We start from the raw sequence: 24729 nt of genomic DNA, 5'->3' as shown, positions 1-24729 counted from the left end.
AGACCGAGATATGAATAACCGAAAGCCGTTCCTGATTTGTTTACACCCTTTCGTGAAGAAGGCGTTTTCTGTCTTTTCCCATAGTCAGGAACAGCAGTCCCATAAACGTGAAAAATGCATTCAGTATTAAACGTTCATGGCTGAATTGGTATCCGCCGAACCATTGTTCCGAATTGACATCCAAAATAAAGCAAAGAATAGGCGATGCGATGGCGATAAGAGGCACCCATTTGTCACGAATAGCCCGTTTATTGAAAATGCCGAAAGCGAACATTCCCAACAAGGGCCCGTAGGTATAACTCGCCAATGTATATACGGTATTAATCACCGACTCGTTATTGAGTATGTTAATGATGTAAATAACCACGCCCATCCCAATGGCCATCGCCACGTGCACTTGTTTGCGGGTGCGGGTGACCTGCTGTTCGGTTTTATGCTTGCGGCTTTCGAGAATGTCAACGGTGAAAGAAGTCGTGAGGGCGGTAAGGGCCGATCCGGCGGCGGCATACGCTGCGGCGATCAGTCCGATGATAAAGAGAACGCCCACAATAGCGGGGAAAAAGCCACCCGCCGCAAGGAAGGGAAACACTTCATCTCCATCTGCCGGCAGCACTATTTGATTGACCGACGCATACGTGTAAAGGAGTACGCCGAGCATCAGGAAAAGCAGTACCACAAATATTTGCAAGATGCCTCCGGTAATCATGTTCTTTTGTGAATCCAAAGGATTTTTGCAACTGAGCGATTTTTGCATCATATCCTGGTCTAATCCCGTGGTGGCGATCATGGTGAAAACGCCCGCAAGGAATTGCTTAAAAAAGTATCGTTTGTCGTTTATATCCTCAAAAAAGAACGTCTTCGACATTTCACTGTCCTTTATCAGCGTGATGGCGCCGGCTATATTGGTTCCCAAATCCTTTGCGATATAATAAATGCAGAGGCCGACGGAGACAATCAGGCAGAAAGTCTTGAAAGAATCCGTCCAGATCAGCGTTTTCACTCCGCCGCGGAACGTGTAAAGCCATACCAGCCCCACGGTAAACAAGACATTCACGGCAAAGGGAATGTGCAACGGCGTAAACACCAGCAATTGCAGCACGACGCACACGATATACAGCCGGATCGCCGCGCCCAGCATTTTGGAGATAAAGAAAAGCCATGCCCCCGTTTTATAACTCGACACGCCAAAGCGGTTTTCGAGATATTCGTAGATCGAGGTCAGGTTCATCCGGTAAAACAAGGGGATGAGGACAAAGGCGATGATGAACTGTCCCACGGCAAATCCCAGCACCATCTGCATGTACGAGAAATTGGCCGTAGCCACCATTCCCGGAACGGATACGAATGTGACGCCCGATATGGCGGCTCCGATGGTCGAAAAAGCCACCAGGTACCACGACGATTGCCTGTTGCCCGAGAAGAACCCGGCGTTATTGGCTTTACGGCCGCTAAAATACGATATGGCGAAAAGAATGCCGAAATAGGCGATGATAATGGTTAATGTCAATAGAGGACTCATGTTGAATTTTAGATTTTATTATTTCCGCTCGCAGATAAATCATTAATTATTTGCTTGATAGTCAATTTTAAGGGTGGTATGTGTTTTTTTAGAGTTACTAAAATCATTTCGGGATCAATATCTGCATATTGATGTGAAATAAAATTTCTCATACTGTATATTTGTTTCCATGGGATATTAGGATAGTCGATAAACAGTGATTTATCGGTTTTTTTATCGATCGCCGAAGCTGTTTCCCCTATAAATTGAATGCGCATTAAATTGGCATCCAACAGGATCATTCCCCATGGCGTTGACAAAAAATCATTTACAGATTGGACATTCTTATTCCTTTCTTCTAAAATGCGAATTGAATCCAACATCGTATTCAATAGTTCTATAATTTCCTCTTTAAGCGTAGATTGCATCGCGCTCAATTCTTTTTAATAAAAGTTTATTCAGCCCTTTACGCAACCGCAGGAGATCGATATTGCATTGGCAAATACTTTCCAGATCATCATGGATAAAGCCCATAATAATAGGATCAGCTTCGGTAAGTTCCACAAAAACGTCAAGATCGCTGTTATTGGCGTGTTCGTTTCTCGCCACGGAACCGAAAATACCCATAGCGGTAATTCCATATTTATGCCCATGTTCTTGCATAAACATGCGGATCAGTGTGATGTATTCATTTGTCGTTTTCACTGTTATTTCTTTTTTAGCATATTGTACAAGTTGTCGCACAAATATACTATTTCTTTTTGAATTTGAGTAGTGTATCGATTCGTTCGAATGTATATCTCCGCTTTTTGAGCTCTACGACCAATTCATCCAATCGATTGTATAGTTTATCTGTTCTCTCCGGGGAAGTCCCGATGTGCATCAGTAACAAAAATCCGTTCAGTCCGTTTTTTTGTTCGTGTAATAAGATGTTTCGATATATCTCTTCCGAAGAGCGGTACGATTGCATGTCGGGAGTCGTATAATCGGCATTGGAAGTGGTTCCGGGAGTGAAATTGACAACCTGCACGCCCTTTGCTTTCGCCCAGCGGCTAATGTCGTCGTTATACCATTCGTAGGGAGGCAGCAGATAGCGGGGCGGTTCGATGGCGACACCCGCTTTTTTCATCGCCGCATAATTGTCGGCCAGATCCTTTTCGAAAACGTCGCGCGATACCAATGTGGAGTCCCGCTTTTTCCAGTCCGCATAGAGCAAATGTTTATCGGAGTGGGGGCCCAGATAATGTCCGTCTTTTTGTAATGCGCGCGCAACGGAAGAATGTTCCCGGTAAAAATCGCCCGTCAGGAAAAAGGCTGCTTTCAGGTTATGCTTCTTCAATACTTTTCGGATGATATTGCTGCCGTCGGCATATTCATGTCCGGTAAATACGAGCGCCAGTTTTTTTTCGGTCGAATTTCCACGGACGATTCCTCCGCGCACTTCTTCGAACGTCTGTGCACGGGATGCCAGATAGCCTAAATAATAACACATCGAAGCGGTGCCGTCCATCGTCGGCTCATTCGTTGAATAATCGGCATAGTCGTCGTGATATACCACATAGTCCGATTGAAACGGTGCGTATTCATCGTCATTTGCCAGATAGATACCCCTGAGGCTGTTGAAAATAGAAGTATAGATAGGCCCGTCGACCAGTCCGCCGGTAATCGGGAATTGTTTCAGGTGAGTGAAAGCCGAATGCGGATCAGCGGGTGTGTCGGCCTGCTGCGGGTAGCCGACAATCATACTGGTACCCCACGGATTGCAACCGAAAAGCCAGTCGCGCATAGCGGTTTCTATTTCGATGAAGGTCGAGTCGCCGGTCAGTTCGTGATACAGGCGGCATTGGGTGATGAATCCCACCGTCAGGTTATTGGAACACCATATAAAAGGAATGCCGTTCATAAACGCGTCATTTTGGGCCCGCTCTTTTACCCGCTGCAGTCCGCTGCGCAGGTTGCGGATGAATTCTTGTTTGATTCGCGGATTTTCGTTTTGTTGCGCCAGATGAAAGTGTCCTAAATTAACGAAAGGGTACCATTGGTAATGGCGTGCCGAGTCGGCTCCCATCCAGGGAGTGACCGGCTCCAAACGGCCATAGTTCACAGCCTCGCGCAACGCGTGACGATCTCCCGATGTTGCAAATAGTTCGGCGGCCGCCAGTTGCATATCATCGGCCCAGTTATCTTCCTCATAAAAATAGGGAGCCCCGCCCGGAGCGGTTTGTGATACGCCCGGATTGGCGGCCCCTTTTCGATACGCTTGCTGCGCTTTATCTTTTAAAATCGTCGAAAATTCGGGATAATAATTCGATAGGAGTTGAGCCCCCAGAGCGAAGGATGAAGCATATTTCCCCAGCGTAGAGGCCATTCCGGTGCTTCGGTTTTTGTGCTTGAAAAGGCCTTGCGGCTTCGGGCTTACGAAATACACAGGACGTTCTTTTCCCGCGCCCCAACCATAATCGACCTTCTGTTCGTTCGGCAGGGTGAATCCGACATGATCGCGGTCATCGGCCAATTGATTAAAATACGTGTTGGAGTCGGGATTCATTTTCACCAGCCAGTCGAGTCCCCATTTTGCTTCATCGAGGATATCGGGAATGCCGTTGGCGCCTTCCTCCCCGTTGGCCAGATAACGGTCGCCGAAAACTTCGGGATGTCGGGTGTAAGCGAACAACATCTGATAGACCGCGTTGGCCGATGTGGTCACATATTGCAGGTAATCCGACGCGTCGTGCCATCCGCCTGTCGTGTTGTAATAACGTCCGTCACGCTTGCCTTCGGGATCCCCTACGGAGATGCCGTCATGCACGTGACAGGAATCTTTCAGGAACGGATTGTACTCGCAGCGTTGCTGCCGCATGTACTTTAGCGGCATTTCCGCGGCGTCGGCGTAAATATCGTTTCCGATGCGGAAAGGAGCCGATAGAATTCCGTTGATTTTTATCCGGTAAGTCCCCGGGGTCGTAAAACCGGAGAAGTCGATCCGTGCCGATGATTCGAATGCCGGCTGTTTGCCGGTGTTTTTGACTTTTGTCCCGTTGAATGCCACCTTACCGGTAGTCATGTCGATAAGTTGAAAATTATCAGGGAGAGACTTTTGTTTACTTACCCAAACGGCGACTTTGGCGTCTTGTTCGAGGTAGCCGATTAGGTTGACGCGTATCCAACTGTTTTGCGAATAGGAAACGCAAACCATCCATAGGAAAACCAAAAATAGAATTATTTTCTTCATGAGATATTATAAATATGAAGGTGCAAGATACAAAATATCGATGAAAAAAGAGCAACTTCAAATAAGGAATTGCTCTTTTTTCTGTGAGGATTATTCAACCGTATCCCATCCGGAATTTTGTGTTAATTCATACCCTAAATCTTTATAAAGCTTAATTTGATCAATAGGTACAGCATTCAGATATTGCCTTTCATAATAAGAGTTTCCGGCAACCCAGTCCCTGCGCATATTGTTTTCATATAAATTATGAACAAATGCTTTCGATTTATCATTCGGATTGGGATAATAGAAATGTCCTTCCATTAATTTCGAATATTGTTCTGCCGTATAGTTCGCTTTGTATTCATCCAGATTAATATAAGCGCCTTTACCTAAAAGGGTCGGTTCACCCGTTTCAACAGTCTTAAGGTATTCATATTTTTTCCATCTTCTCAAATCATTTTTTCTGAACCCTTCAAATAAAAGTTCAACGGCTCTTTCTCTTCGTATTTCCCATAATATAGGAGAAACAGACGGGTCTCTTTCGGGATCATTTATGATCACTCCATTGGCCGTAACATGATCTCCCGAAATGACCATTTTAGGTACTTTGGGTAAAGCCTCTCCTTGGTTGTTTTTACGAATATTACGATTGCGGAGAAGATTAATGGATTTATCGGCTGCCGCTTGATCGAATTTTCCTAATTCAGCAGATGCTTCGGCGTAATTAAGAAGGACTTCTCCAAATCGTATTACAGGTGCATCTGTCGTATTCGTACTCCCCAAATAAATCAAATCTTTGTAATTTGCGTCATAAGGCAGAAATTTCCAACACAGAAAACCGGTTGAGGAATAGGCATCATTCGGGCCGTTTAAACGGATAGAATCGACTAAACTGGCGGCCATGCGCGGATCTCTGTTTTGATATTGATCCTTGTAATAACGGAACCCTTTATCGGATTCGTAATTATATAAAGGAGATTGTTTGATCGGTAATCCGTCGGTAGATAAATAAGTTTCCACAACTTTCAACGTTGTACCGGTTTGAGGTTCTTTATTATTATAGGAGACTAAGCAATGAGTTGCTTTTGCCATTTCATATTGACGATAGAGAATGACCTCGCTATTTCCTGAGAGGTCTTCGGAAGAGAAGATGCCTCTATAATCATCGGATACTTTATATTTACCGGAACTCATCAGTTGTTCCGATGCCCACACGGCTTTTTCCAGCAATTTTTTGGCTGTTTCATTATCTTGACTATGATATTTCAAAAATGTACCGAAATAGAGCAGATGCCTTGACATAAAAGCTAAAGCCACATCTCTATTTATCTTTTGATCGCCGTCATCTTCGCGAAGGTTGTCTGCCGCGAATTGGAAATCGTCCATAATTTTTGTAGCGACAAAAGCTAAAGGATCTCTTTTCTTATAACTCGTTTCGGCATCGTCATGTTTTACGACCCGGTCGTAATAGGGAACATCTCCGAAAGCCCGGGCTAAATCCGAATATTCCATTGCTCTGAAAAAATAGCCGATTCCGAGCCAATGATTGCGAGCTTCTTCGGATAGATTTTCCATTTTTTCTACTTTTTCTATCATTATATTCGCCCATCTTACCCAAGTGAACGACCATCCGTTACCGGAAGTTGCTGTGTTTTGTGTCCAGATGGATGAGGAGCTATATTCGTCGGCCCATGAACCACCGGTGAAATAATTTCCCCAAGTATATCCGCTGCCATATCCTGTAAAATAGGCTGTATAGCCTCTCTGAGCATATAAATTGACATTCTGTTCATTCGTCCAGAAATTATCATTTTCGAATTGATCCAATCCTGGTCTATCCAGATAATCTTCACAAGCCGTAAAGGAAATACATAAAAGGACAATTAGATATATTATCTTTTTCATTTTTTCTTCGTTTTTTTAAAATTCTACTTGCATACCGAATGAAACCGTTCTTCTGTAGGGGTAACTGCGCCCAAACGAACGAGAATCATTTGCTGTAGATCCCTTAACCCAATCAATTTCAGGATCAATGGCAACTCCTCCCAGTTTATCAAACTCAAATAAGTTTTCGCCATTCAAATATATTCTCGCCTTTTGAATCAATAATTTCTGTAATATATTTTGGGGTAAACTATAACCAATGTTCAAACTTTTTAATCGCAAATAAGCAGCATTCAGTAGATAACGATCATTCGGAACATAATTCCATTTAGTTGTTTGACTATATTCCATGGGACGTGGGTAAAATGCGTTGGTGTTTTCTGGAGTCCAGTAATCTAAGGTGTGAGCATAATTTGCTTCAGCTCCATAATATCCGGGTAGTACCATATTTCCCGTTGCCCAAATATGACGTTTCCCAACTCCTTGGAAGAAGACGTCTATATCGATACCTTTCCATTCGGCTCCCAGTCTAAATCCATATTGATAACGTGGAGTGGTGTTCCCTATGACGGTTCTATCGCCCGGGTCGCCGACTGTATTGGTTCCGTAATCAATAACCCCATCTCCGTTTAAATCTTTAAATTTGACGTCGCCCGGACTAAATTTAAAATTCCCGGATTCTAAGATATATTGGTTCGCGATACCCTGAGCCAAGGTGTTTTTGGACTGCCCGTTTTCAAGAATCGTTTGTTTAATCTTGTCACCTTCCCAAATAAAATCATCTTTTTGATAAAGTCCGTCGGTTTTATACCCCCATATTTGTCCCAATTCTTTTCCTTCCCAATAAGTGTCTGAATTTTTCGGGTCACTTGCCGAAGCATATTTCGTTACGACTGTTTTATAATCTGTAAATTGACCGGATACAGAAACTCGTAATCCATTATCGAAAATATGGTTGTAGGATATCTCTAATTCCACTCCTTTGGTTTCCAGCTCCCCAAAGTTTCTTTTGGGTGCAGAGATGCCTACGGTGGACGGTACTGTTTCACCCGGTGCCAACATGTTGAATGTTTTCCGATTGTACCAGTCAAAAGTCACATTCAGCTTGTTGTTGAAAAATCCGGAATCAAACCCTAAATTTAGAGTGTTGACCGTTTCCCATGTCAGGGTCGGATCCACTAAAGTTGGGCCGGCACTGATATAGGGTACAAAATTTCCATTTATCAACCAATAATTTCCGGCTCCCGATGGCGTGAAAGGGGTAAGGGTGGAAATGAATGAGTTTAAGGGGACGTCTTGATTCCCAACAGAACCCCATGTACCTCGCACTTTCAAAGAACTAATCGTACGTTTTAAAGATTGCATAAAAGGTTCCTCACTGATGCGCCAACCTGCTGATAAGGATGGGAAGAAGTCCCATCTTTTGCTGCTTCCAAATCTGGAAGATCCGTCATAACGCCCTGCTACTTCTAATAAGTACCGGTCTTTGAATGAGTAGTTTGCGCGGCCGAAAAAGCCTGCAACAGCCCACCATGAATGGCTGGAAGATGCTAACTGATCTCCACCGGCAAGATTGACTTCCCCTTTATCAAAATCATATACTCCATTTCTACGGGCTGAAATCCAGATATATTCCGCATCTTCAATATTCGTACCCGCGGTCAGTTTTACACTGTGATCGTTGAATTTGTTATCATACGTAAGATAGCCATTGTAGGTATTCCTTATGTTTTTTGAGGAGGTGTAACGGGCATAATCGTACGAAGACGAGGTATAAATGCCATACATATCGTCCATCGTATCCTTGGCTCCGATATCCCATTGGTTGATTCCCGTTACGTATCCGCCCACGGTGTGGTTCGTTACAAAAGTTTGGGCATACGTGTAGTCGAAAGTGGCCGTTAATCCTTTGGCTAATTTGAGCGTTGTCCCTAAAGTATATCGACTGTAATAAGAATCGTCTTCAACCGGTCTGGCCGACTTTAAGTCATTTACAGCTCCCCTGAATTCTTTTCCGTTATAGGTACCGTAAGGATAAACTTGATGCCATCGATATAGATAGTAAACAGGAGCATATGTATCAGATCCATACGTAAAGGGGGACTCTTGATTAATATTGGAGTACATAAATCCTCCTCTAATCGTTATTCTATCTTTTACGTTGGTGCTTAAAGAACCGGAGAAATTATATCTCCTGTAGTAGTCGTCAAAAAGATTTAGAATTCCACTTTGGTTTGTGTAGGCTGCTGATAGATTGTACTGAGTATTAGCAGTCCCGCCATTTAAGCTTAGATTTTGATTTTGTTGAGGCGCCCATTTTTTATAATAAATATCATAGAGATTCCACGGACGATAATAATATACTCCTCCTCCCGGACGATAATCGAAATCGCGCCCTTCTACCATTTCCCGACCTAATCCTTTACCATCACCATATGTATCAATCCATTCTTTTACTTTTTTTATTGTTTCAGCATTGTAATAATACCCTACCTGTCCTCTTTCTGTTAAAGGAGTATCGCGTAAAGCGTTGGCTTGATCCATAGAATATTGTAAATTTAGATCGGCTCGTGTATGCTCTGGTACATCCGTTGGCGTGGACCATGAGAAATTATTAGAGTAGGTTATTTTTGGCTTGGTGTTTTTGGTCCCTTTTTTCGTTGTAATTAGGACTGCGCCAAATGCTGCTCTCGCTCCATATATTGCCGTTGTGGAAGCATCTTTTAATACGGATATCGAGGCGATATCGTCTGGATTTATATACGATAAATCGGGGACTTCTACGTTATCAACTAAAATCAAAGGATTACCCGAACCACCCCCGATAGTGCTTATGGAGCCTCTGATTTTAATGGTCGGCGATCCTCCCAAAGCGCCAGAGGTTGTTGTGACGATTAGTCCGGGAGTGGAACCCTGTAGGGCTCGCCCTACATCAACAATAGGTCTTGCCGTTAAAGTCTTGCCAACATCAACAGTTGAAACGGCTCCTGTCAGACTTTCTTTTCGCTGCGTGCCGTAACCGACTACTACAATTTCCTCGAGTTGTCTATTGTCGGCTATAAGAACTACCCGCACATTTGCGCTTACAGGTACTTCCTGAGTGATCATTCCGACATACGAAACAACAAGGGTGGTGGCGCCTGCCGGAACAGTGAAGCTAAAGTTCCCATTTATATCGGTAATGGTTCCCTGACCGGTGCCTTTTACTTGTGCCGAGGCGCCGATAATCGGATCGCCTGCTTCGTCCATCACACTCCCCGTTACACGGGTCTGTGCAATCATAATACCTATTCCAAAATGGAATAAAGCTAAGAATAATGTTAATTTTTTTCTCATTTGTTTAGATTGATAAAAATTCATTGAATAGTTAACTATAAAACGGTCTATATTTCTTCCGTTTCTCGTTTTTGATATTTGATTCGTCGTATCTTTCTTTCTCTTTTTTAAATAATACGGCAAAATAGCATTACCTTCTACAAAATTTGCCTACAAGCCGGCAATGCTGTAATCAGAAATAATAAATTATAACCATACGCATACATTTTTAGAGATTAATATTCGTGACAGATGACGCTGAGAAATTTGCTTTTATACACATCCCCCGGCCTCTGTGTTTCTATATTCATTTTTTAGTAGATCATATTTATCAGCATTCAATAAAACCTTTTAAGAAGAGTTGTTTTATTGGTGTTCCAATTTGTCTTTCGTACTATCAGTTTCACTACCTCCTCTTTCGAGGGCTGCTTTTCTTATCCGATCCGACAGTTCACTCCGTGTACGCCCTTTTAATGCATTCCGAACCGTCACTTCACTAACGTTGAATAGTTTAGCAAGCTTTCCCCGTTCTCCGTATTTCGTTAAAATCTCGCCCATGTGCATTTCTATTTGATTTTTTTGTACCTTTATCGCCACTTTCTGATTCGAAAGGTAATGCAAAGATAAATTATTATGATTTATAAAGCAAATAAAAATACATCTTTTTGATTTATTTTTTTATGCTGAATATTCCGGATATACGAAAAGAATGGTTTTTGGAGCAAGTGGTGGCCTTAAAGGAAAAAGGAATCCCTTACAACGAGATAGCTGCTAAATTAGGTGTTAAGCCTCAATATCTGAATTCGATAAAGAATACGGATAGAGGTGCGTCAGAAAAATTAGCGCTTAAACTTTGCAATGCTTTTGGAATAAATCATAATGATTTACTTAGGCGACTTCAAACAAAGGGAAAACAAGATGCGACCTTACCCCAAAAGAAGAGTTCGCCTATCGAAGTACCATCGCGTGGAAGAATACCGTTGTCCGATGCTTCGTATATCAGCAGAACGGCCAAGAAAGATTTAAACATAGATACTTTCCAAGGCCAAGCGCGGGAATGGATTGATACGGGAGATTTATTCCCCGGTGCTACGTCAGCTATTCGTCATTATGGAGACAGCATGCCTGAATACCCTTCGGGCTGTATTCTCATTCTCAAACGGATAGTGGATTCAAGGCTTATTATATGGGGGCGGAATTATTATGTGGAAACAACCGAAATAGGCATTACAAAACGATTACAGGATGGTGGAGAGAACTATATTATCGGTTATAGCTCCAACCTGGAAACTTATCCCGACGGGCGCCTTATTCATGAACCTGTTAAAATTCCAAAGGATAGTATCCATCATATCCATCTTATCATAGGTTACGTTACGAAAGAATTCAGTAATGAAGCCATCCCTATTGTCAGACACACGATGTGAACAAGGGATAAGGGGTTCTATATTTGTTTTTCCTAATAAAAAACGTTAAAGATATAGCTCAGTTAGGTATATTCTTAAAACAGTTGTCTATAAAAAGAGCGGATATAAATAGCAAGGACCGATTGTGACCGATGATAATTGATAATTTGCTATTCGCAATGATTTCGTATATTTGCAAGGATTAAACATGAAGATTATGGACATACAATTTGTTTCGGATATCAAGGGCAAAGTTAAGGCTGTACAGGTGTCTTTAAAGGAATGGCAAGTTATTGAAAAGAAATTGAAAGCCTATGATTTAGCTGAAAGTATAAAAACCGGCTATAAGGAAATGAAGCGGATAGAAACAGGAGAGTTGAAGGCTAAGCGTTTTGAAGACTTTGTCAATGAACTTTGAAATTATACTGACACCTAACTTTGAGAAAGAAGCGAAGGCACTTCAAAAGAAATACCCTTCTTTTAAATCCGACCTTATTGAGCTTATTACGGTTTTAGTTAAAGACCCCATGATAGGAGTAGAAGTGTATAAAAACTGCTTTAAGATTCGTTTTCCGATAAAGAGTAAGGGGAAAGGAAAAAGCGGGGGCGGCAGATTGGTCATCTGTGTGAGAGTAATGCAAGAGAAAATTTACTTGTTGTCGGTTTTCGACAAATCGGAAAAAGAAAATGTGACCGACGCCTTTTTACGACAACTTCTGGCTGATTTGGATGAAATCTAAGGCCCGCTTATCCGTTTACGCATTTCGATTTGGATGGTAGCGGCGCTAACATGGAAGAGGCCGAATTCTAAGTCATCTCAAAATAAAAAATAAGCCTCTGAAAATTGAATATTTGAAATCGTTCCCCGAAAGAGTGCGAATGCAAAGAGGGTGAAATCACATTTGTGATACACCCTCTTACTTTTGTTTGAAAGGCAGAAAGTTAGAATAAAATCATATTCTGCCAAACTATTTTTGTCGGAGTTACCTTATTGTAACTTCGATTGGATGTAGGAGTAATATTCGTCATCCGTTGCACAATCCCACCAAACAGGGCAACACCAAATATATAATTCCAGAGCATTCGCATTTGCTTGTTTTGCATTCGTCGAATTATATTGCAGTTCAAGTGTGCCCGGGAGTCTCCAACGGCGCATCCAATAGGTGGGATCTGTTTTGGAAGAACCGATTATTTTGGCTGCACCTTTAAATAGAGGAGTTCGGTCATATCCCGGATAGACGATTCCGAAACCGGGAATGTTTCCGGCACTGTAGTTAAACCTGCGCATATCATTCCAGTTTTCTATGCTGCACCCCATCGCCAAATATTTTTGCAGCATGATATCCGACATGGTCAGGCTTCCCGCATCTTGACAAACGGCATCACTTGCCAGATACTCGGTGATCTGACTCTCATCCATCGGCCACATATCCGGATTGTCATATCCTGCCGATTTCCATTCCGTTAATTTCGCTTGCATCATATCGATATGAGCCTTAATGCCTTCCTTATAGGCCGCAAGAGCGCTACCGGAGTTTCCTTTTCGCATATATACTTCGGCTTTTATAAAGCACATTTCGTGATAGGTAAGGATCTCTTGGTCAGAATTCGGACGAATTTGAAACGAACCGGTAGAGCCTACGGCTCCATGGGCTTTTGCGGTTGTCGTAAAGTACCAATTCATATCCATTTCTCCAACATCTGCATTTCCTGTGAGTACCGAGTTCGAACGCAGATTTACATAGACTGTGTCTCCTGCATATTTGTAATTCGTACTTTCCACATATACGGATCCCGGTTGGTAAGTGACGGTCACATTTTGTCCGTCCACCTTACAAGTATGTATTTTACTCATTTCGGCGACAAAGGTAGCCCTGTCGTCATCATTGGATATATCATAGGTGATTTTTTTCTCGACATCGGCATACGTGGCTATCTGAATAGAGGTCGCATCTCCGGCAACCAGACGCTTCGCCTCTCCGTAAAAATCGACTGGTTCTGACCGAAGCCATTCGAAAGAGCCGACCTTATTACTTGTATTGAGCTTGATATTACTCATAGAGGCAGGGACGATTTTCGTCATACGCGGGTCTGTCACTCCGGAACCACGCATATTGGTAAGCAAATCATAATAATACTTCGAAATGCGTTGATTACTGCCATAAGCGGTATTGGCCCAATTTCCATTGGTCATTACAGGGTCTGCATATAAATAGTCGGTAACGTCGGAAGCACTGTTATAGGAGCGTGCGAAAGTGTTGTCATCATTGGATTGAGGCGCTTTGGATAAGCAGTCCAAAATGGCGTCGGAATCGAATAAATCCTGTTTTTTAGAAAGTTTCAGCAGATAACGGGCCTTTAAGCCATAACATAGCTTCAGCCATTTGCTTACATTTCCGTTATTCCATAAATCTCCGGATGAGAATTTGGAAGCGGTCGGTTCTTGATCTTTTTGGAATAATTCGATAGCTGCATCCAATTTTGCGATACATCCGTTAAAGATGGTTTTGCCATCATCATAAGCCGGTCCCGGGGAGGCGCCTAATGCTTCGGTATAAGGCATCTCGCCGTACAGATCCAACATTTCCATGAATCCTAATGCATGAAGCACATTGGTGGCAGCCATATAATGATAGGCGCCTTCTTTTTCAGCGGCGCTGTACATGTCGTTTAAATTTGCCGCCGCTTCCACGAACCAAGTTTGATAGGCTGATGTGGTCGATCCGTCTTGGCAATCCCATGTTACGGCTAAGTGATTGTTGTTTCCCGCATTGCTATAATAAACGCCTGCTTGCATTGAAGTCCGCATATTGGCGATCCCTGCGGAATACATATAAAATTTCTGGACCCACGGTAAGCGGTTTGATATCAAAGCGCTTTGGTTGTTGGGCTGATCCGGGTCGGTATTGACATCCAGCCAATCGGTACAAGAGGTTGCGCTTAGAAGTAATACGCAACAGAACGCTAGTATATATTGTATTTTCTTCATAATGATAATTTTTTGATTTTAAAATGTAACATTTACTCCAAAGGTGAAACTCGATGTCGCCGGAACGCTGCAATAATCGATTCCGGTGGCTCCCGAACCGCCTGTTCCGCCGGCTGTACTTACTTCGGGATCCATCCCTTTGTAATTGGTCAAGGTGAAGAGGTTGGTACCGGTAGCCGTCACGGTTAATCCCTTGATTACATTTTGTCTTTTAATCAAGTTCGTAAAATCGTAGCTGATAGACAGTGAACGTAATTTGAGCCAGTTGACCGACGAGATAAAATTGTAAGAGTGTGAAAGGTAGTTATTCCAATATTTCTGTATCATTGCTTTACCCGAGTAGGTCGCTCCTGCAATCGTATATTCTTGGTCGGCATAATAGGTTTGATTGAAATCTTCGCCTGTTTTGCTGTCTACACCATTTACGGTTACATATTCGCGTCCGTTTTCTGTAGTCCTTTTGGATAAACCGTTTGATACCATATAATATTCCGTACCGTTATATACATCGCCGCCAATGCGGAAGTCGAGCAGGAATGAAACGGAGAGATCTTTATAGCGGAAAGAGTTATTGAGCCCGCCGATGAATTTCGGTTCGCGATTTCCGACCACTTCATTGCTGGAAGAATAGATTTCGTATAATCCTGTCGCCGGATTCACTTTGTAACGACCTCCTTCTATCTCCACATCCTTTTCTCCTACTTTTTTTGTTTCGCGGGCAAAGCGCGAACCGACTAAGCCGAGGAAGTAACCCCCATTCGGGATAGACGCTGCTTTGATGGTGCCGAATTGAGCATCGGTGGGATAGAAAATCTCCACGCCGTCTAAAAAGTCACCTAATTTACCGCGGTTATAAGAGGTATTCAATGTTACATTCCATTCAAAATCACGCGATACAACAGGCTTCCCGCTAAGTGCAATTTCCATACCGTCATTGATAACGGAGCCGGAATTAATGGAAGACATGATATATCCGTTGGCATTGGATAAACGGGGAGAGGCGATTTGATTTTTTGTCTGGCTATGATAATAGGTGTAATCCAAGCCGATGCGGCCATTCAGAAATCGAAGTTCACCTCCGACTTCCCACGCAGTCTGTATTTCGGGTTTCAGATAGGCATTCCCACTTACATAGTAATTTCCAACGCCTACATACGATCCATAACTGATGGGGTTGGTCAAGTAAGTTAAGGTTGCATAAGGATTTGCATCTTTACCCACCTGGGCCCAACTTGCACGGACTTTCCCGAAAGAGAGGACATCGCTCTTCGGCATTAATTCCGTGAATACGAATGATCCGCTGATAGAAGGATAGAAATAAGAACGATTATTCAAGGGAAGGGTAGAAGACCAATCGTTACGTCCTGTTACTGTCAAATAAGCGAGATTTTTGTAGGATGCCCGGAATTCCCCATACGCACCGACTAATCTTTTCTTTGTTGTTGCATCTTTAAAAAATTGGTTCTCAGACGATATATTGGAAAAGCTTATCGTCCCCGCCGTAATAAAGTTGTATCCCCAATGAGTTTGGTTGAGGATTTCGGTGCTTTCGGTGGTCGAACCTAACAAAAGATTAAAATCGAAATCATCAAAAGTTTTATGGAAGTTACTCATGAGGTTCGTCGTAATATAACTATAGTTATAATCATTTTTACTCAACCGTCCGTTTTGATATATTTCCCTTACTACCGATCCCGGGGCGATATATGTATAGGCATCCGTGGTGTATTGGTCGTAACCTACGCGGGAAGAAATATCCCACCAATCGGTAATTTTAAAGGATGCGCCTAACGACCCGGTAAACCGTTTGTTTTTGTCGGTCATCTTATTTTTATTAATAATCCAATAGGGATTTTCTTTGTCATCAACCAAATCGAGACGGCCTTCGAATAACCGGTATTTTGTACCGTCTTCATTGAGGTATTTTGACATGTCTTCGGTTAAAGGCCAACTGTAAAGGGCCGTCATCGTCCCATTACCGCCACCTTCCCATAATCCTGCGGATGTCAGCGTCTTGTTCGTATTAGAGAGCGAATAAGCCACATTGGCATTGACGGTTAGTCGTCCATATTTTTGTTCCCCGTTCAAACGGAAGGTTGTTTTGTCGTAGCCAGTCTCCGGTACGATTCCTGTCTGATCGTAATTGGAAGCCGATAGATAGAAAGAGCCGTTTTTATTTCCGCTTGATATGCTTACGTTATTATCGTAAATAACGCCATTCTGAAAAAAGGAGCCGATATTATCATACAATGTTTCGTCGGTAATCCGTTTTCCCCAAGACTGATAGGTAAGGTCATTAAATACTCCGTTGTTTTCATAATAGCCACGTCCGAATTCCGTTTGTGTTTCCGGTAGTTTTGTAGCCCATGAGGTGCTTAACTTACTTGAAACATCAACTTTTATAGTACCTTCTTCTCCTTTCTTTGTCGTGATAATGATTACGCCGTCAGCTGCACGGGACCCGTAAAGGGCTGCGGCTGCTGCGCCTTTCAATACCGACATTGTTTCAATATCTTCTGGGTTGACGTCCATTACACGGTTTGAGAAAGTGGTGCTGTTGCGGGTCATCCCGTCATAAGCGCTATTGCCGACAACGCTGGTGGAATTGTCATATATAACGCCATCAACCACAAATAAAGGTTGATTTTCACGGCCTTCCGAAGTGGAGTTTCCACCTCGAATGGTGATACTTGCTCCCGCACCTGCGGCGCCGCTACTCTGGGTTATATTTACTCCAGGGATTTTGCCAGCTAACGAATTGATAACGTTTGTATTTTTGTTTTTCAACAGTTCTTCCGAATTCAAGTCGGAGACCGAATATCCTAACGCTTTTCGTTCTTTTTTAATTCCCATTGCCGTTACTACCACTTCCTCGAGTTGTCTATTGTCGGCTATAAGAACTACCCGCACATTTGCGCTTACAGGTACTTCCTGAGTGATCATTCCGACGTACGAAACAACAAGGGTGGTGGCACCTGCCGGAGCTGTCAAGCCGAAATTCCCATCCACATCGGTAATGGTTCCCTGACCAGTGCCTTTTACCTGTACCGAGGCGCCGATAATCGGATCGCCTGCTTCGTCCATCACATGTCCCGTTACACGGGTCTGTCCGAACGCGATGCCCAAGCTTATAAAGCAGAGCATTAACAAAAGATTCATTTTTCTTTTCATAAATACATAAGTTAACTTTATTCGTAATTTGTTTTATTCACTTTAATAAATAAATTCGGTAAGTTCGTTTTTCTCTATCTTTGTCGTTTTTATTCTATTGTGTAGATTCATTTCCTCTTTTTGAACTATAGTGCCCAATTTTCTCCTTACTTGTTATCGATAACTATTGTATCGCCTCTCTATGTTCTTCGGTTCAGCCATGCGGATCTTTTGTGCATTCTGAACAAAACTTAAATTTTATTTGCAACAAATATACATAAAAGTATACACATATACACAGACCCATAAAAATTGAGTGTTCTGTTTGAGTCCGTTTGGGCCGGTTTTACACATTGATTTGAAATAAGCCACAACTTTCTCTATATTTGAAGATCATTAACCACTAAAATATTCAATAATGAAAAAAGTATGTGGCTTAGATGTGCACAAAGATAATATATTCTGTGCAATCTACAATGGAGAGAGTCATTCTCAAGTGAAAGAATATGCAACGCTGACCCCTGCAATCTATTCGATGGGTGAGTACCTGCAGTCGGAAGAGGTGGAGGAGGTGGCCCTGGAAAGCACGGGTATCTACTGGATTGCCGTGTGGGACATATTCTACGAGATGGGGTTCAAGTTGACGCTTGTCAACCCGTACCTGATCAAACAGATGCCGGGTCGTAAGAGCGACATCAAGGATGCCCAGTGGATAGCCAGCCTGTTGCACAAGGGCATGATGCGCGGCAGTTTCGTTCCTGCTCCCCTGATACAGGAGTTGCGGGTCTATTCTCGCAAATACGGCAAGCTCAGGCAGCAGGTGACCCGTGTGCTGACGTGTATGGACGCCATCCTGGTAAAGGCAGGTATCCGGGCGAGCAGTTGCCTGAGCAGTATCAGCACGAAAAGTTTCATGGGTATCGTCGAGGCGCTGATAGCCGGATGGACAGACCCGGGCTATCTTGTAAGCCTGGTGTACGGGAACAGGAAAAACAAGCAGAGCGGGAAATTAAAGGAGGCCCTTAGGGGCAATATCAGGGCGCACCACCGCCAGGAATTGTCCTGGGCGAAACAGGAGTATGACATATACCAGTTGCAGATATCGGAATGTCTGTCACAAATGGAGCGGATATGTGGCCTACATTTTGCGTTGCCGGTAAATCTTTTACAAACCATTCCGGGAATAAGCCGGATAGCGGCGATGACCATAATAGCCGAAACGGGTGGGGATATGAGTGTCTTTGAAAATAGCGGCAAGATTGTCGGATGGGCGGGATTGCGCCCGAGGAATGATGAAAGCGCCGGCAAATACAAGAGCACCGCTACCACCAAAGGCAACAAGTACCTGCGTTCGATCCTGGTACAGGTCTCCTGGGCGGCTTCCCGGTCGAAGGGTTCGTTTTTCAAGGAAAAGTTCCAACGCATGACCATGCGCAAGCCAAGGAAAAAGGCTCTGGTCGCCATAGCAAGGAAACTGCTCGTTGTCATATGGAACGTGCTCAAGCACACCAGGCAATACGATCCCCGGCTGGCCCCTGTTTACGATCCGGTGAAGATGAAAGCCCGGCTCGCATATTACAAGAAGGAGTACGAAAAAACAGCGAACATACTGAATATTAATCTATAATACAAGCGTAAAGGCCGGGTAACTTTGTGGTGGCTCAAGACCCCGTTTACAAATAGGCCAATGTCACAGTCGTCCCTGAAACGACCTCAAGAACACAGACCGGGGTTAATGCTGCTCCCAATAAGAGAAGACAAGCCCGCAGAAGAAAATCGCATATCGGAAGGCGTCACCGCGTCTTTGCCTGCAACCTTGTGGGTAGGGTGATTTATGCCTGTATCCAAACATCTTTCTCTATTTAGCTCCATTTTTCTTTGAATATGGGGGGAATTTATAGAAGAAAGTTATATATTTTTTTTGAAACGTGTCGGATTCTGTCTTAAAAAAGCAGCATTTTAACACTATTCTCAAGCAGATTGATTTTAAGCTGATTTTCGGATTCTTTTTTAGAAAAAACCTTTCATGCGGACGGTTTTCCGACGCCTGTTAATCGCTTGATTTCTTCCGAATGAATTGGCCGGATTACCTGACATCGAGTCAAAGGCTATCATCCGGGGAACCGAATCGCTATAAAACATGTTTTATAGCAGTGTTCTTTAATTATGTTTTTAAATATTATAAAAAATCAGAGAATCTCGTCCGCTTTATTGTAAGATTGATTATATTTGCAGCGTCTTCCTGTTAGTGAACAGGAATAAATTGATATTTATCGGATAGTAAAATGTAAAGATATTATGAAAAAGTTAGTATCTGTCGATCTTTCCCGGTTGGGAAATGACGAATTAACTCAGTTAATAAAAGAACATTTGACCGATATCAAAAATCCCTCAAATGCTGTTACCCTTACCGAAGGGACTCCTTTATACGATTTTGTAAACGTGTTGGGAGAGGATGTGACTGCTTTTGAAAAGCAGACTAAGAATGTACAGAAGAGCGAGCAACCCGATCCTCTTCTTGCGGCTGATAAAGAACGGGAAGTCGCCTTGCGCTTTTTCGGCCGTAATCTAAAAGTGGCGGAATTGGAGGATGATCCTAAAAAAATAGAGGCTCATCGATTACTCGACTTATTGTGGAAAACGCATAAGAAAATATTGAGCGCCAATGACAAATCGCAGACAACCGGAATCGATAATTTCCTTTTGGATGCTTCCGGCGCGACTTATACTCCAAGTATTACTTTTTTTGGATACGACAGGGTTATTGAACGCATTAACAAAGCCAATAACTCGTACAAAAGCATTCGGGCTCTTCGCAATGCCGAGGAGGCTGAACAATTCACAAAAGTATTTTCTTTGCTGAATACGACGCGCAAAAAATTTGCGGAGTTAATTGCCGCCCATAAGACCGAGGATAAAAAAGAAAAGAAAGAGTCGGAAGCGAAAAAATAAGGAAAGTCATTAAGAAACTGTTTTAAGGGTGAAGAAGACTTTAATGGCCGTCTTTCGTAAGAAATTTAAACAGTTTCTAAGCGTGGAATAGAACCGATTCAATGTCCCTTGTAAGTTTTTGATGAAAAGAGAATGCTTTTTTTTATTTATTTTTATTGAATGAAAAAGTGGATTATTACCTTGTGCGGTTGGTATACGCGGGACAAGAGGGGACTGCACAGGTTATTAAAAAAACACCGCTTGGGATGAGCGGTGTTTTTTGTATTTCTGTTTTATTTGTCGATGGGTTAAAACAAATAGCCTACCGATAGATACGCACTTTGGTTCTTAACATTTCCATTATCCGATTTGGAGACATTTACCAATCCGGCATCCCATCCGAGGTCCAATAAAATGCGGCCGAATTCGGCGCCTACGCCAAGTCCTAGCCCTGCATCGAACGGTTTTAATAGGCCATTATCACCAAATACATTTTCCGACTCATCTTGGATAGATGCATTTCCTGCCTCAACTTTCCATTTTGTCTTTCCCGCAATGCCGTAAGCGACATACGGACCGGCATGGAATACGATGCGTGTTCCGGGAGTTACATCTACTTTATACGCAAAATGTACCAGTAATTGCAGATACATGGGTGTTGCACTTATACTGCCGGAGAGTCCCGCCAGCGAATTTTTATATTCCGCTCCTTTGGTGGTAAAGAAGAGCCCCGATTGGAGCGACATGTTCGGTGCAAATTCGTAATCGCCCGCTAAGCCGATATGAAATCCCACTTTGGCATTTTTATCACTCAATTCATCGCCGTAAAAGTTCGATAAATTCACACCTCCTTTTATTCCTAAATTAACTTGTGCACTTAGTGCGCTTACCATGGCAAGCATTACAATCACAATGGATAGTTTCAATTTTTTCATAATCAATTTTTTAATGTTCGTTTGTTCAAAAATTCCCGTAAGGGTAATTAATAAACAAGATTTTGTTGATTTTGTTCGTTGTGTAATCCGAAAGATGGTTGCGAAATTATCGTTTTGATCGGGTATACAAGGGACTATTTTGTGGCGATTAATCATATTTTAGGAGAAATAATCCCGACGGATCCAATATTTCTTGCGCAACCTCCTGTATTTGTTCAGCCGTCAGAACTTCTATTTGTTCGAAAACCTCTTCCAACGACACGATGGTGTTGAAATGCAAAAAGTTTTTCGCCATGGTCAGTGTCTGGTTTTCATTACTCTCGGCGGCGATCCCCAACTGTCCCTTCCACTGCTTTTTCGCCACGGATAATTGCAAAGACGTGAACGGAGTATTGCGGAGCTTTGTCAATTCGGTTCTTACCAGCCGCAGGCACTTATCGGTATATTTGGGATCGCAGGCAAAATATACGCAGAATAATCCGGTGTCGCTGTAAAACGTCACGTTCGATTCCACGTTATACACCAACCCGTTTTTTTCCCTTAACGATCGGTTCAGCCGGCTGTTCAGGGTGCCCCCTCCCAATACATTATTCAATAAGTAAAGCGGATAGCGCTCCGGCCGGTTCATGGCGTATGCCCGGCTGCCGATCATGACGTGCGACTGCGAGGTGTTTTTCTGCAGAACAATTGTTCCGCTCGCTGCCGGTGTGGGAGGCGTTCTCGTTTTTGCCTTTTCCTGCGAAAGAGGATTGTCCTGAAAGTAATTCCCCACATACCGGAGGACTTTGTGAAAAGGCGTTTTGCCGGAAGAGAAAAAGACCATTCGCGAAGGGTGATATTGTCGTTCCACAAAGCGTTCGATACGCGCGTGGTCGAAGGTCCCCAGCGATTCGGGCGTGCCGAGTATATAATGTCCGATATCGTGCCCTGCAAAGAGCATGTTCTCGAAGTCGTCGTAAATGAGTTCGGAAGGAAAATCGAGATAAGAGTTGATTTCATCGAGAACCACCTCCCGCTCGCGGTCTATTTGCATGGCGGGAAACTCCGAGTGGAATACGATGTCGCTGAGCAGTTCCGCTGCGCGCGAAAAATATTCCTCCAGGAACGTGGCGTAAAAAAACGTTTCCTCTTTCGTCGTATACGCGTTCATTTCGCCTCCGACGTTTTCCATCCGGTTGGCGATATGGTGGGCTCTGCGCCGTTTCGTCCCTTTAAACAACATATGTTCCACGAAATGGGCTATCCCGAACTCGTCGGCATACTCGTCGCGCGTGCCGGTATTGACGGCTATTCCGCAATAAGAAATCTCCGAAGGCGTTTGATGATGGATGATACGTAAGCCGTTAGGCAGTGTGTGAGTAAAATAAGAAGGGTCTGTCATTTTTTTAAGTAATACGCTCTTTGTTGCGGCGATAAGCGTTCTATCGCATACCGTAGCATCGTGCGGGGCATGTTGGTGTAATGAATGTCTAAGAACCCGGTGAGGATCTTTTCGTCTCTTTTGCCTATTTCGCGAAGTATCCAACCGCACGCCTTGTGGATGAGGTCGTGAGGGTGGGAGAGATAGGACTCCGATAGTTGCAGCGTGTCGGCGAAGTCGTTGCGACGGATGAAGGCCATGGTCGAAACGATGGCGATGCGTTGCTCCCATAGCGATGGACTGCGCGACCACGTGTATAGCGGCTGCCGGTCTTTATCGGCGAGCCACTCCCCGACGATGGCATAGCAGGATAAATCCACCAGATCCCAATTGTTTATGTAGAATGTACGGGCGCGATAAAAATCGAAAAGAATGCGCCGTGCTTCTTCATCGGCCTTTTTGAATTGTTCTACGAGGATGAGCAACGCACACATCCGACATTCGTGATAAGGGTTTGCCAACAAGATTTCGATTTCGGAGAGTAATAGTTTTGGGTGTCCTTTCGCGACTACTCTTACCTCGGGCACGGTGATGCCCAAAAAGCGGTCGCCTTCGCCGTATCCTCCCGGGGTCGTTTTGAAAAATGTTAGGGAATGGGCTGCTTTGGCCGGATTGCCCAATTCCTGTAATTGCTGAAAAATGATATCGGCGGTCATTTGTTTACTCTTGATACGGGAAAAGTTTTTTCGTAAAAGCCGACGATGTTCCGCGCCATCTCTATCGACATGCCGATACGGTATTCACGTGTTTTGGTCGCTGCATGGGGGGCGAGGACGACGTTATCCAGTGTCAGCAATTCCGGCAGGATATTCGGTTCGTCTTCGAATACATCGAGTGCGGCGGCCGCTATTTTTTCCTTTCCCAGCGCGCGGGCTAACGCTTTTTCATCAACCATATTACCGCGTGCGGTGTTGATGAACACGGCGGAAGGTTTCATTTTGGCCAATTCCTCTTCCCCTATTAAATGGAATGTTTCCGGTGTCGACGGAGCGTTGAGCGATATATAGTCCGCCGTACGCAATAGCTCATCCAACGAGACATAGCGGGCATCGTATTTTTTTTCAATGGTTTCGTCCAGCCTGTTCCGGTTATGATAAATAATGTGCATCCCCGAAGCCACTGCCCGGCGTGCCAACGCCTGGCCGATACGTCCCATGCCGATAATTCCCAGTGTCTTGCCGAATACCGCTAATCCCCCTTCGGCATAAATCCCCCAACTAACGCCGTCGTCCGTGCGGAGTTTCCGGTCGTAATAGCCGATGCGGCGTCCCGCGGCAAGCAGCAGGGCGAAAGCAAATTCGGCGGTCGGTTCGCGGGTGGAGTTTGGGATGTTGGTGACGGCTATTCCCTTTTGAGTCGCATACTCCACATCTATATTATTATAACCGACGCCGTAATTCGAGATCAATTCCAATTTTGTTCCCCGGTCGATAATGTCTTGGCCGGTGTAGAAGCTGAAATTCGGAACAAGCACCTCGTAGTCGCCAATCATTTCCAGCACTTCTTCTTTCCGCAAATAAGAGCGTTCGGGAAGGGTGATGTCGTACTTGCCTTCCAGGTCTTTCAGCCCTTCGGGAAGCAAGCGGTATGCGATTAATACTTTTTTCATCTGTTTACTGTTTTGCTTTGCCATTTCGTACTATAACGGACGCGCACAAAAAAATGTTCCTTAAAAACAAAAAAAGCAAGTTTCTCAACTCGCTTTTCCGCTCTTCAGGTTGGACTCGAACCAACGACCCTCTGATTAACAGTCAGATGCTCTAACCGACTGAGCTACTGAAGAATCTATTCACTTATTAAAATTTACTTTTCTGCTCTTCAGGTTGGACTTGAACCAACGACCCTCTGATTAACAGTCAGATGCTCTAACCGACTGAGCTACTGAAGAATTTATACTTGTTTACAGAAAAGTGTTGCAAAATTACTGCAATTTTCCGAATAATACAACACTATCTTCTAAAAAATGCCAACTTTCTTCGTGTAAACC

General features: G+C 43.6%; 18 protein-coding genes and 2 tRNA genes. 5 read left to right on the top strand and 15 right to left on the bottom strand.

Annotated elements, in window-relative coordinates; translation table 11 throughout:
• Positions 1–40 precede the first annotated feature (40 nt).
• The 7 genes from ABNK31_RS15160 to ABNK31_RS15130 all read right to left on the bottom strand — a co-directional run bounded on the left by ABNK31_RS15160 (position 41) and on the right by ABNK31_RS15130 (position 10469).
• Positions 41–1519, bottom strand: a complete 1479-nt coding sequence (locus ABNK31_RS15160; protein WP_418893294.1) for a sodium:solute symporter — start codon at positions 1517–1519, stop codon at positions 41–43.
• A gap of 8 nt (positions 1520–1527) precedes the next feature.
• A complete protein-coding gene (locus ABNK31_RS15155) occupies positions 1528–1926 on the bottom strand; it encodes a DUF86 domain-containing protein (protein WP_418893293.1) in 399 nt (132 codons plus the stop codon).
• A complete protein-coding gene (locus ABNK31_RS15150; RefSeq protein WP_418893292.1) occupies positions 1910–2203 on the bottom strand; it encodes a nucleotidyltransferase family protein in 294 nt (97 codons plus the stop codon). Before ABNK31_RS15150 ends, ABNK31_RS15155 begins: the two co-directional genes overlap by 17 nt.
• A 46-nt stretch (positions 2204–2249) precedes the next feature.
• Positions 2250–4730, bottom strand: coding sequence for a glycoside hydrolase family 9 protein (locus ABNK31_RS15145; protein WP_418893291.1), 2481 nt, complete (start codon positions 4728–4730; stop codon positions 2250–2252).
• 90 nt (positions 4731–4820) lie between these two features.
• Positions 4821–6617 (bottom strand): RagB/SusD family nutrient uptake outer membrane protein, encoded by a 1797-nt coding sequence (locus ABNK31_RS15140; RefSeq protein WP_418893290.1) that lies wholly within the window; start codon positions 6615–6617, stop codon positions 4821–4823.
• A gap of 15 nt (positions 6618–6632) precedes the next feature.
• Positions 6633–9932, bottom strand: coding sequence for a SusC/RagA family TonB-linked outer membrane protein (locus ABNK31_RS15135; RefSeq protein WP_418893289.1), 3300 nt, complete (start codon positions 9930–9932; stop codon positions 6633–6635).
• A gap of 345 nt (positions 9933–10277) precedes the next feature.
• On the bottom strand, positions 10278–10469 hold the full coding sequence (locus tag ABNK31_RS15130; RefSeq protein WP_418893288.1) for a hypothetical protein: 192 nt from the start codon (positions 10467–10469) through the stop codon (positions 10278–10280).
• 107 nt (positions 10470–10576) lie between these two features.
• Here ABNK31_RS15130 and ABNK31_RS15125 point away from each other — a divergent pair, with 107 nt between their 5' ends.
• The 3 genes from ABNK31_RS15125 (at position 10577) to ABNK31_RS15115 (ending at position 12057) form a co-directional block, all read left to right on the top strand.
• The gene (locus tag ABNK31_RS15125) at positions 10577–11338 is read left to right on the top strand and encodes a helix-turn-helix domain-containing protein (RefSeq protein ID WP_418893287.1); all 762 of its coding nucleotides are present in this window, start codon (positions 10577–10579) and stop codon (positions 11336–11338) included.
• A 196-nt stretch (positions 11339–11534) separates the two neighbouring features.
• Positions 11535–11735 (top strand): hypothetical protein, encoded by a 201-nt coding sequence (locus ABNK31_RS15120; protein ID WP_418893286.1) that lies wholly within the window; start codon positions 11535–11537, stop codon positions 11733–11735.
• On the top strand, positions 11725–12057 hold the full coding sequence (locus ABNK31_RS15115; RefSeq protein WP_418893285.1) for an addiction module toxin RelE: 333 nt from the start codon (positions 11725–11727) through the stop codon (positions 12055–12057). The genes ABNK31_RS15120 and ABNK31_RS15115 overlap by 11 nt, the downstream gene beginning before the upstream one ends.
• 248 nt (positions 12058–12305) lie before the next feature.
• Here the strand turns inward: ABNK31_RS15115 and ABNK31_RS15110 are convergent, their stop codons facing one another.
• Positions 12306–14306: a SusD/RagB family nutrient-binding outer membrane lipoprotein gene (locus ABNK31_RS15110; protein WP_418893284.1), complete on the bottom strand. Its 2001-nt coding sequence runs from the start codon at positions 14304–14306 to the stop codon at positions 12306–12308.
• A gap of 18 nt (positions 14307–14324) precedes the next feature.
• Entirely contained in the window at positions 14325–17477 is a 3153-nt protein-coding gene (locus tag ABNK31_RS15105; protein WP_418893283.1) for a SusC/RagA family TonB-linked outer membrane protein, read from the bottom strand.
• A 397-nt stretch (positions 17478–17874) separates the two neighbouring features.
• Here ABNK31_RS15105 and ABNK31_RS15100 point away from each other — a divergent pair, with 397 nt between their 5' ends.
• Together ABNK31_RS15100 and ABNK31_RS15095 are read left to right on the top strand one after the other, a co-directional pair.
• On the top strand, positions 17875–19083 hold the full coding sequence (locus tag ABNK31_RS15100) for an IS110 family transposase (protein ID WP_418892526.1): 1209 nt from the start codon (positions 17875–17877) through the stop codon (positions 19081–19083).
• Between the two features lie 671 nt (positions 19084–19754).
• On the top strand, positions 19755–20408 hold the full coding sequence (locus ABNK31_RS15095) for a DUF6261 family protein (protein WP_418893282.1): 654 nt from the start codon (positions 19755–19757) through the stop codon (positions 20406–20408).
• A 287-nt stretch (positions 20409–20695) separates the two neighbouring features.
• Here the strand turns inward: ABNK31_RS15095 and ABNK31_RS15090 are convergent, their stop codons facing one another.
• The 6 genes from ABNK31_RS15090 to ABNK31_RS15065 form a co-directional block, all read right to left on the bottom strand.
• Positions 20696–21322: a porin family protein gene (locus tag ABNK31_RS15090; RefSeq protein WP_418893281.1), complete on the bottom strand. Its 627-nt coding sequence runs from the start codon at positions 21320–21322 to the stop codon at positions 20696–20698.
• Between the two features lie 148 nt (positions 21323–21470).
• Positions 21471–22703, bottom strand: coding sequence for a M16 family metallopeptidase (locus tag ABNK31_RS15085; RefSeq protein WP_418893280.1), 1233 nt, complete (start codon positions 22701–22703; stop codon positions 21471–21473).
• Positions 22700–23398, bottom strand: coding sequence for a DNA alkylation repair protein (locus ABNK31_RS15080; RefSeq protein WP_418893279.1), 699 nt, complete (start codon positions 23396–23398; stop codon positions 22700–22702). The genes ABNK31_RS15085 and ABNK31_RS15080 overlap by 4 nt, the downstream gene beginning before the upstream one ends.
• Complete coding sequence (locus tag ABNK31_RS15075) at positions 23395–24351, bottom strand: NAD(P)-dependent oxidoreductase (RefSeq protein ID WP_418893278.1); 957 nt, start codon at positions 24349–24351, stop codon at positions 23395–23397. The genes ABNK31_RS15080 and ABNK31_RS15075 overlap by 4 nt, the downstream gene beginning before the upstream one ends.
• A 100-nt stretch (positions 24352–24451) precedes the next feature.
• A tRNA-Asn gene (locus ABNK31_RS15070) sits at positions 24452–24525 on the bottom strand.
• Between the two features lie 31 nt (positions 24526–24556).
• A tRNA-Asn gene (locus ABNK31_RS15065) sits at positions 24557–24630 on the bottom strand.
• Positions 24631–24729 lie beyond the last annotated feature (99 nt).

The sequence above is a fragment of the Limibacterium fermenti genome (assembly GCF_041902845.1).
GTDB lineage: Bacteria > Bacteroidota > Bacteroidia > Bacteroidales > Dysgonomonadaceae > Limibacterium > Limibacterium fermenti.
Note: the sequence above shows the minus strand (reverse complement) of the source record. Positions and strands in the feature narration are given on the sequence as shown.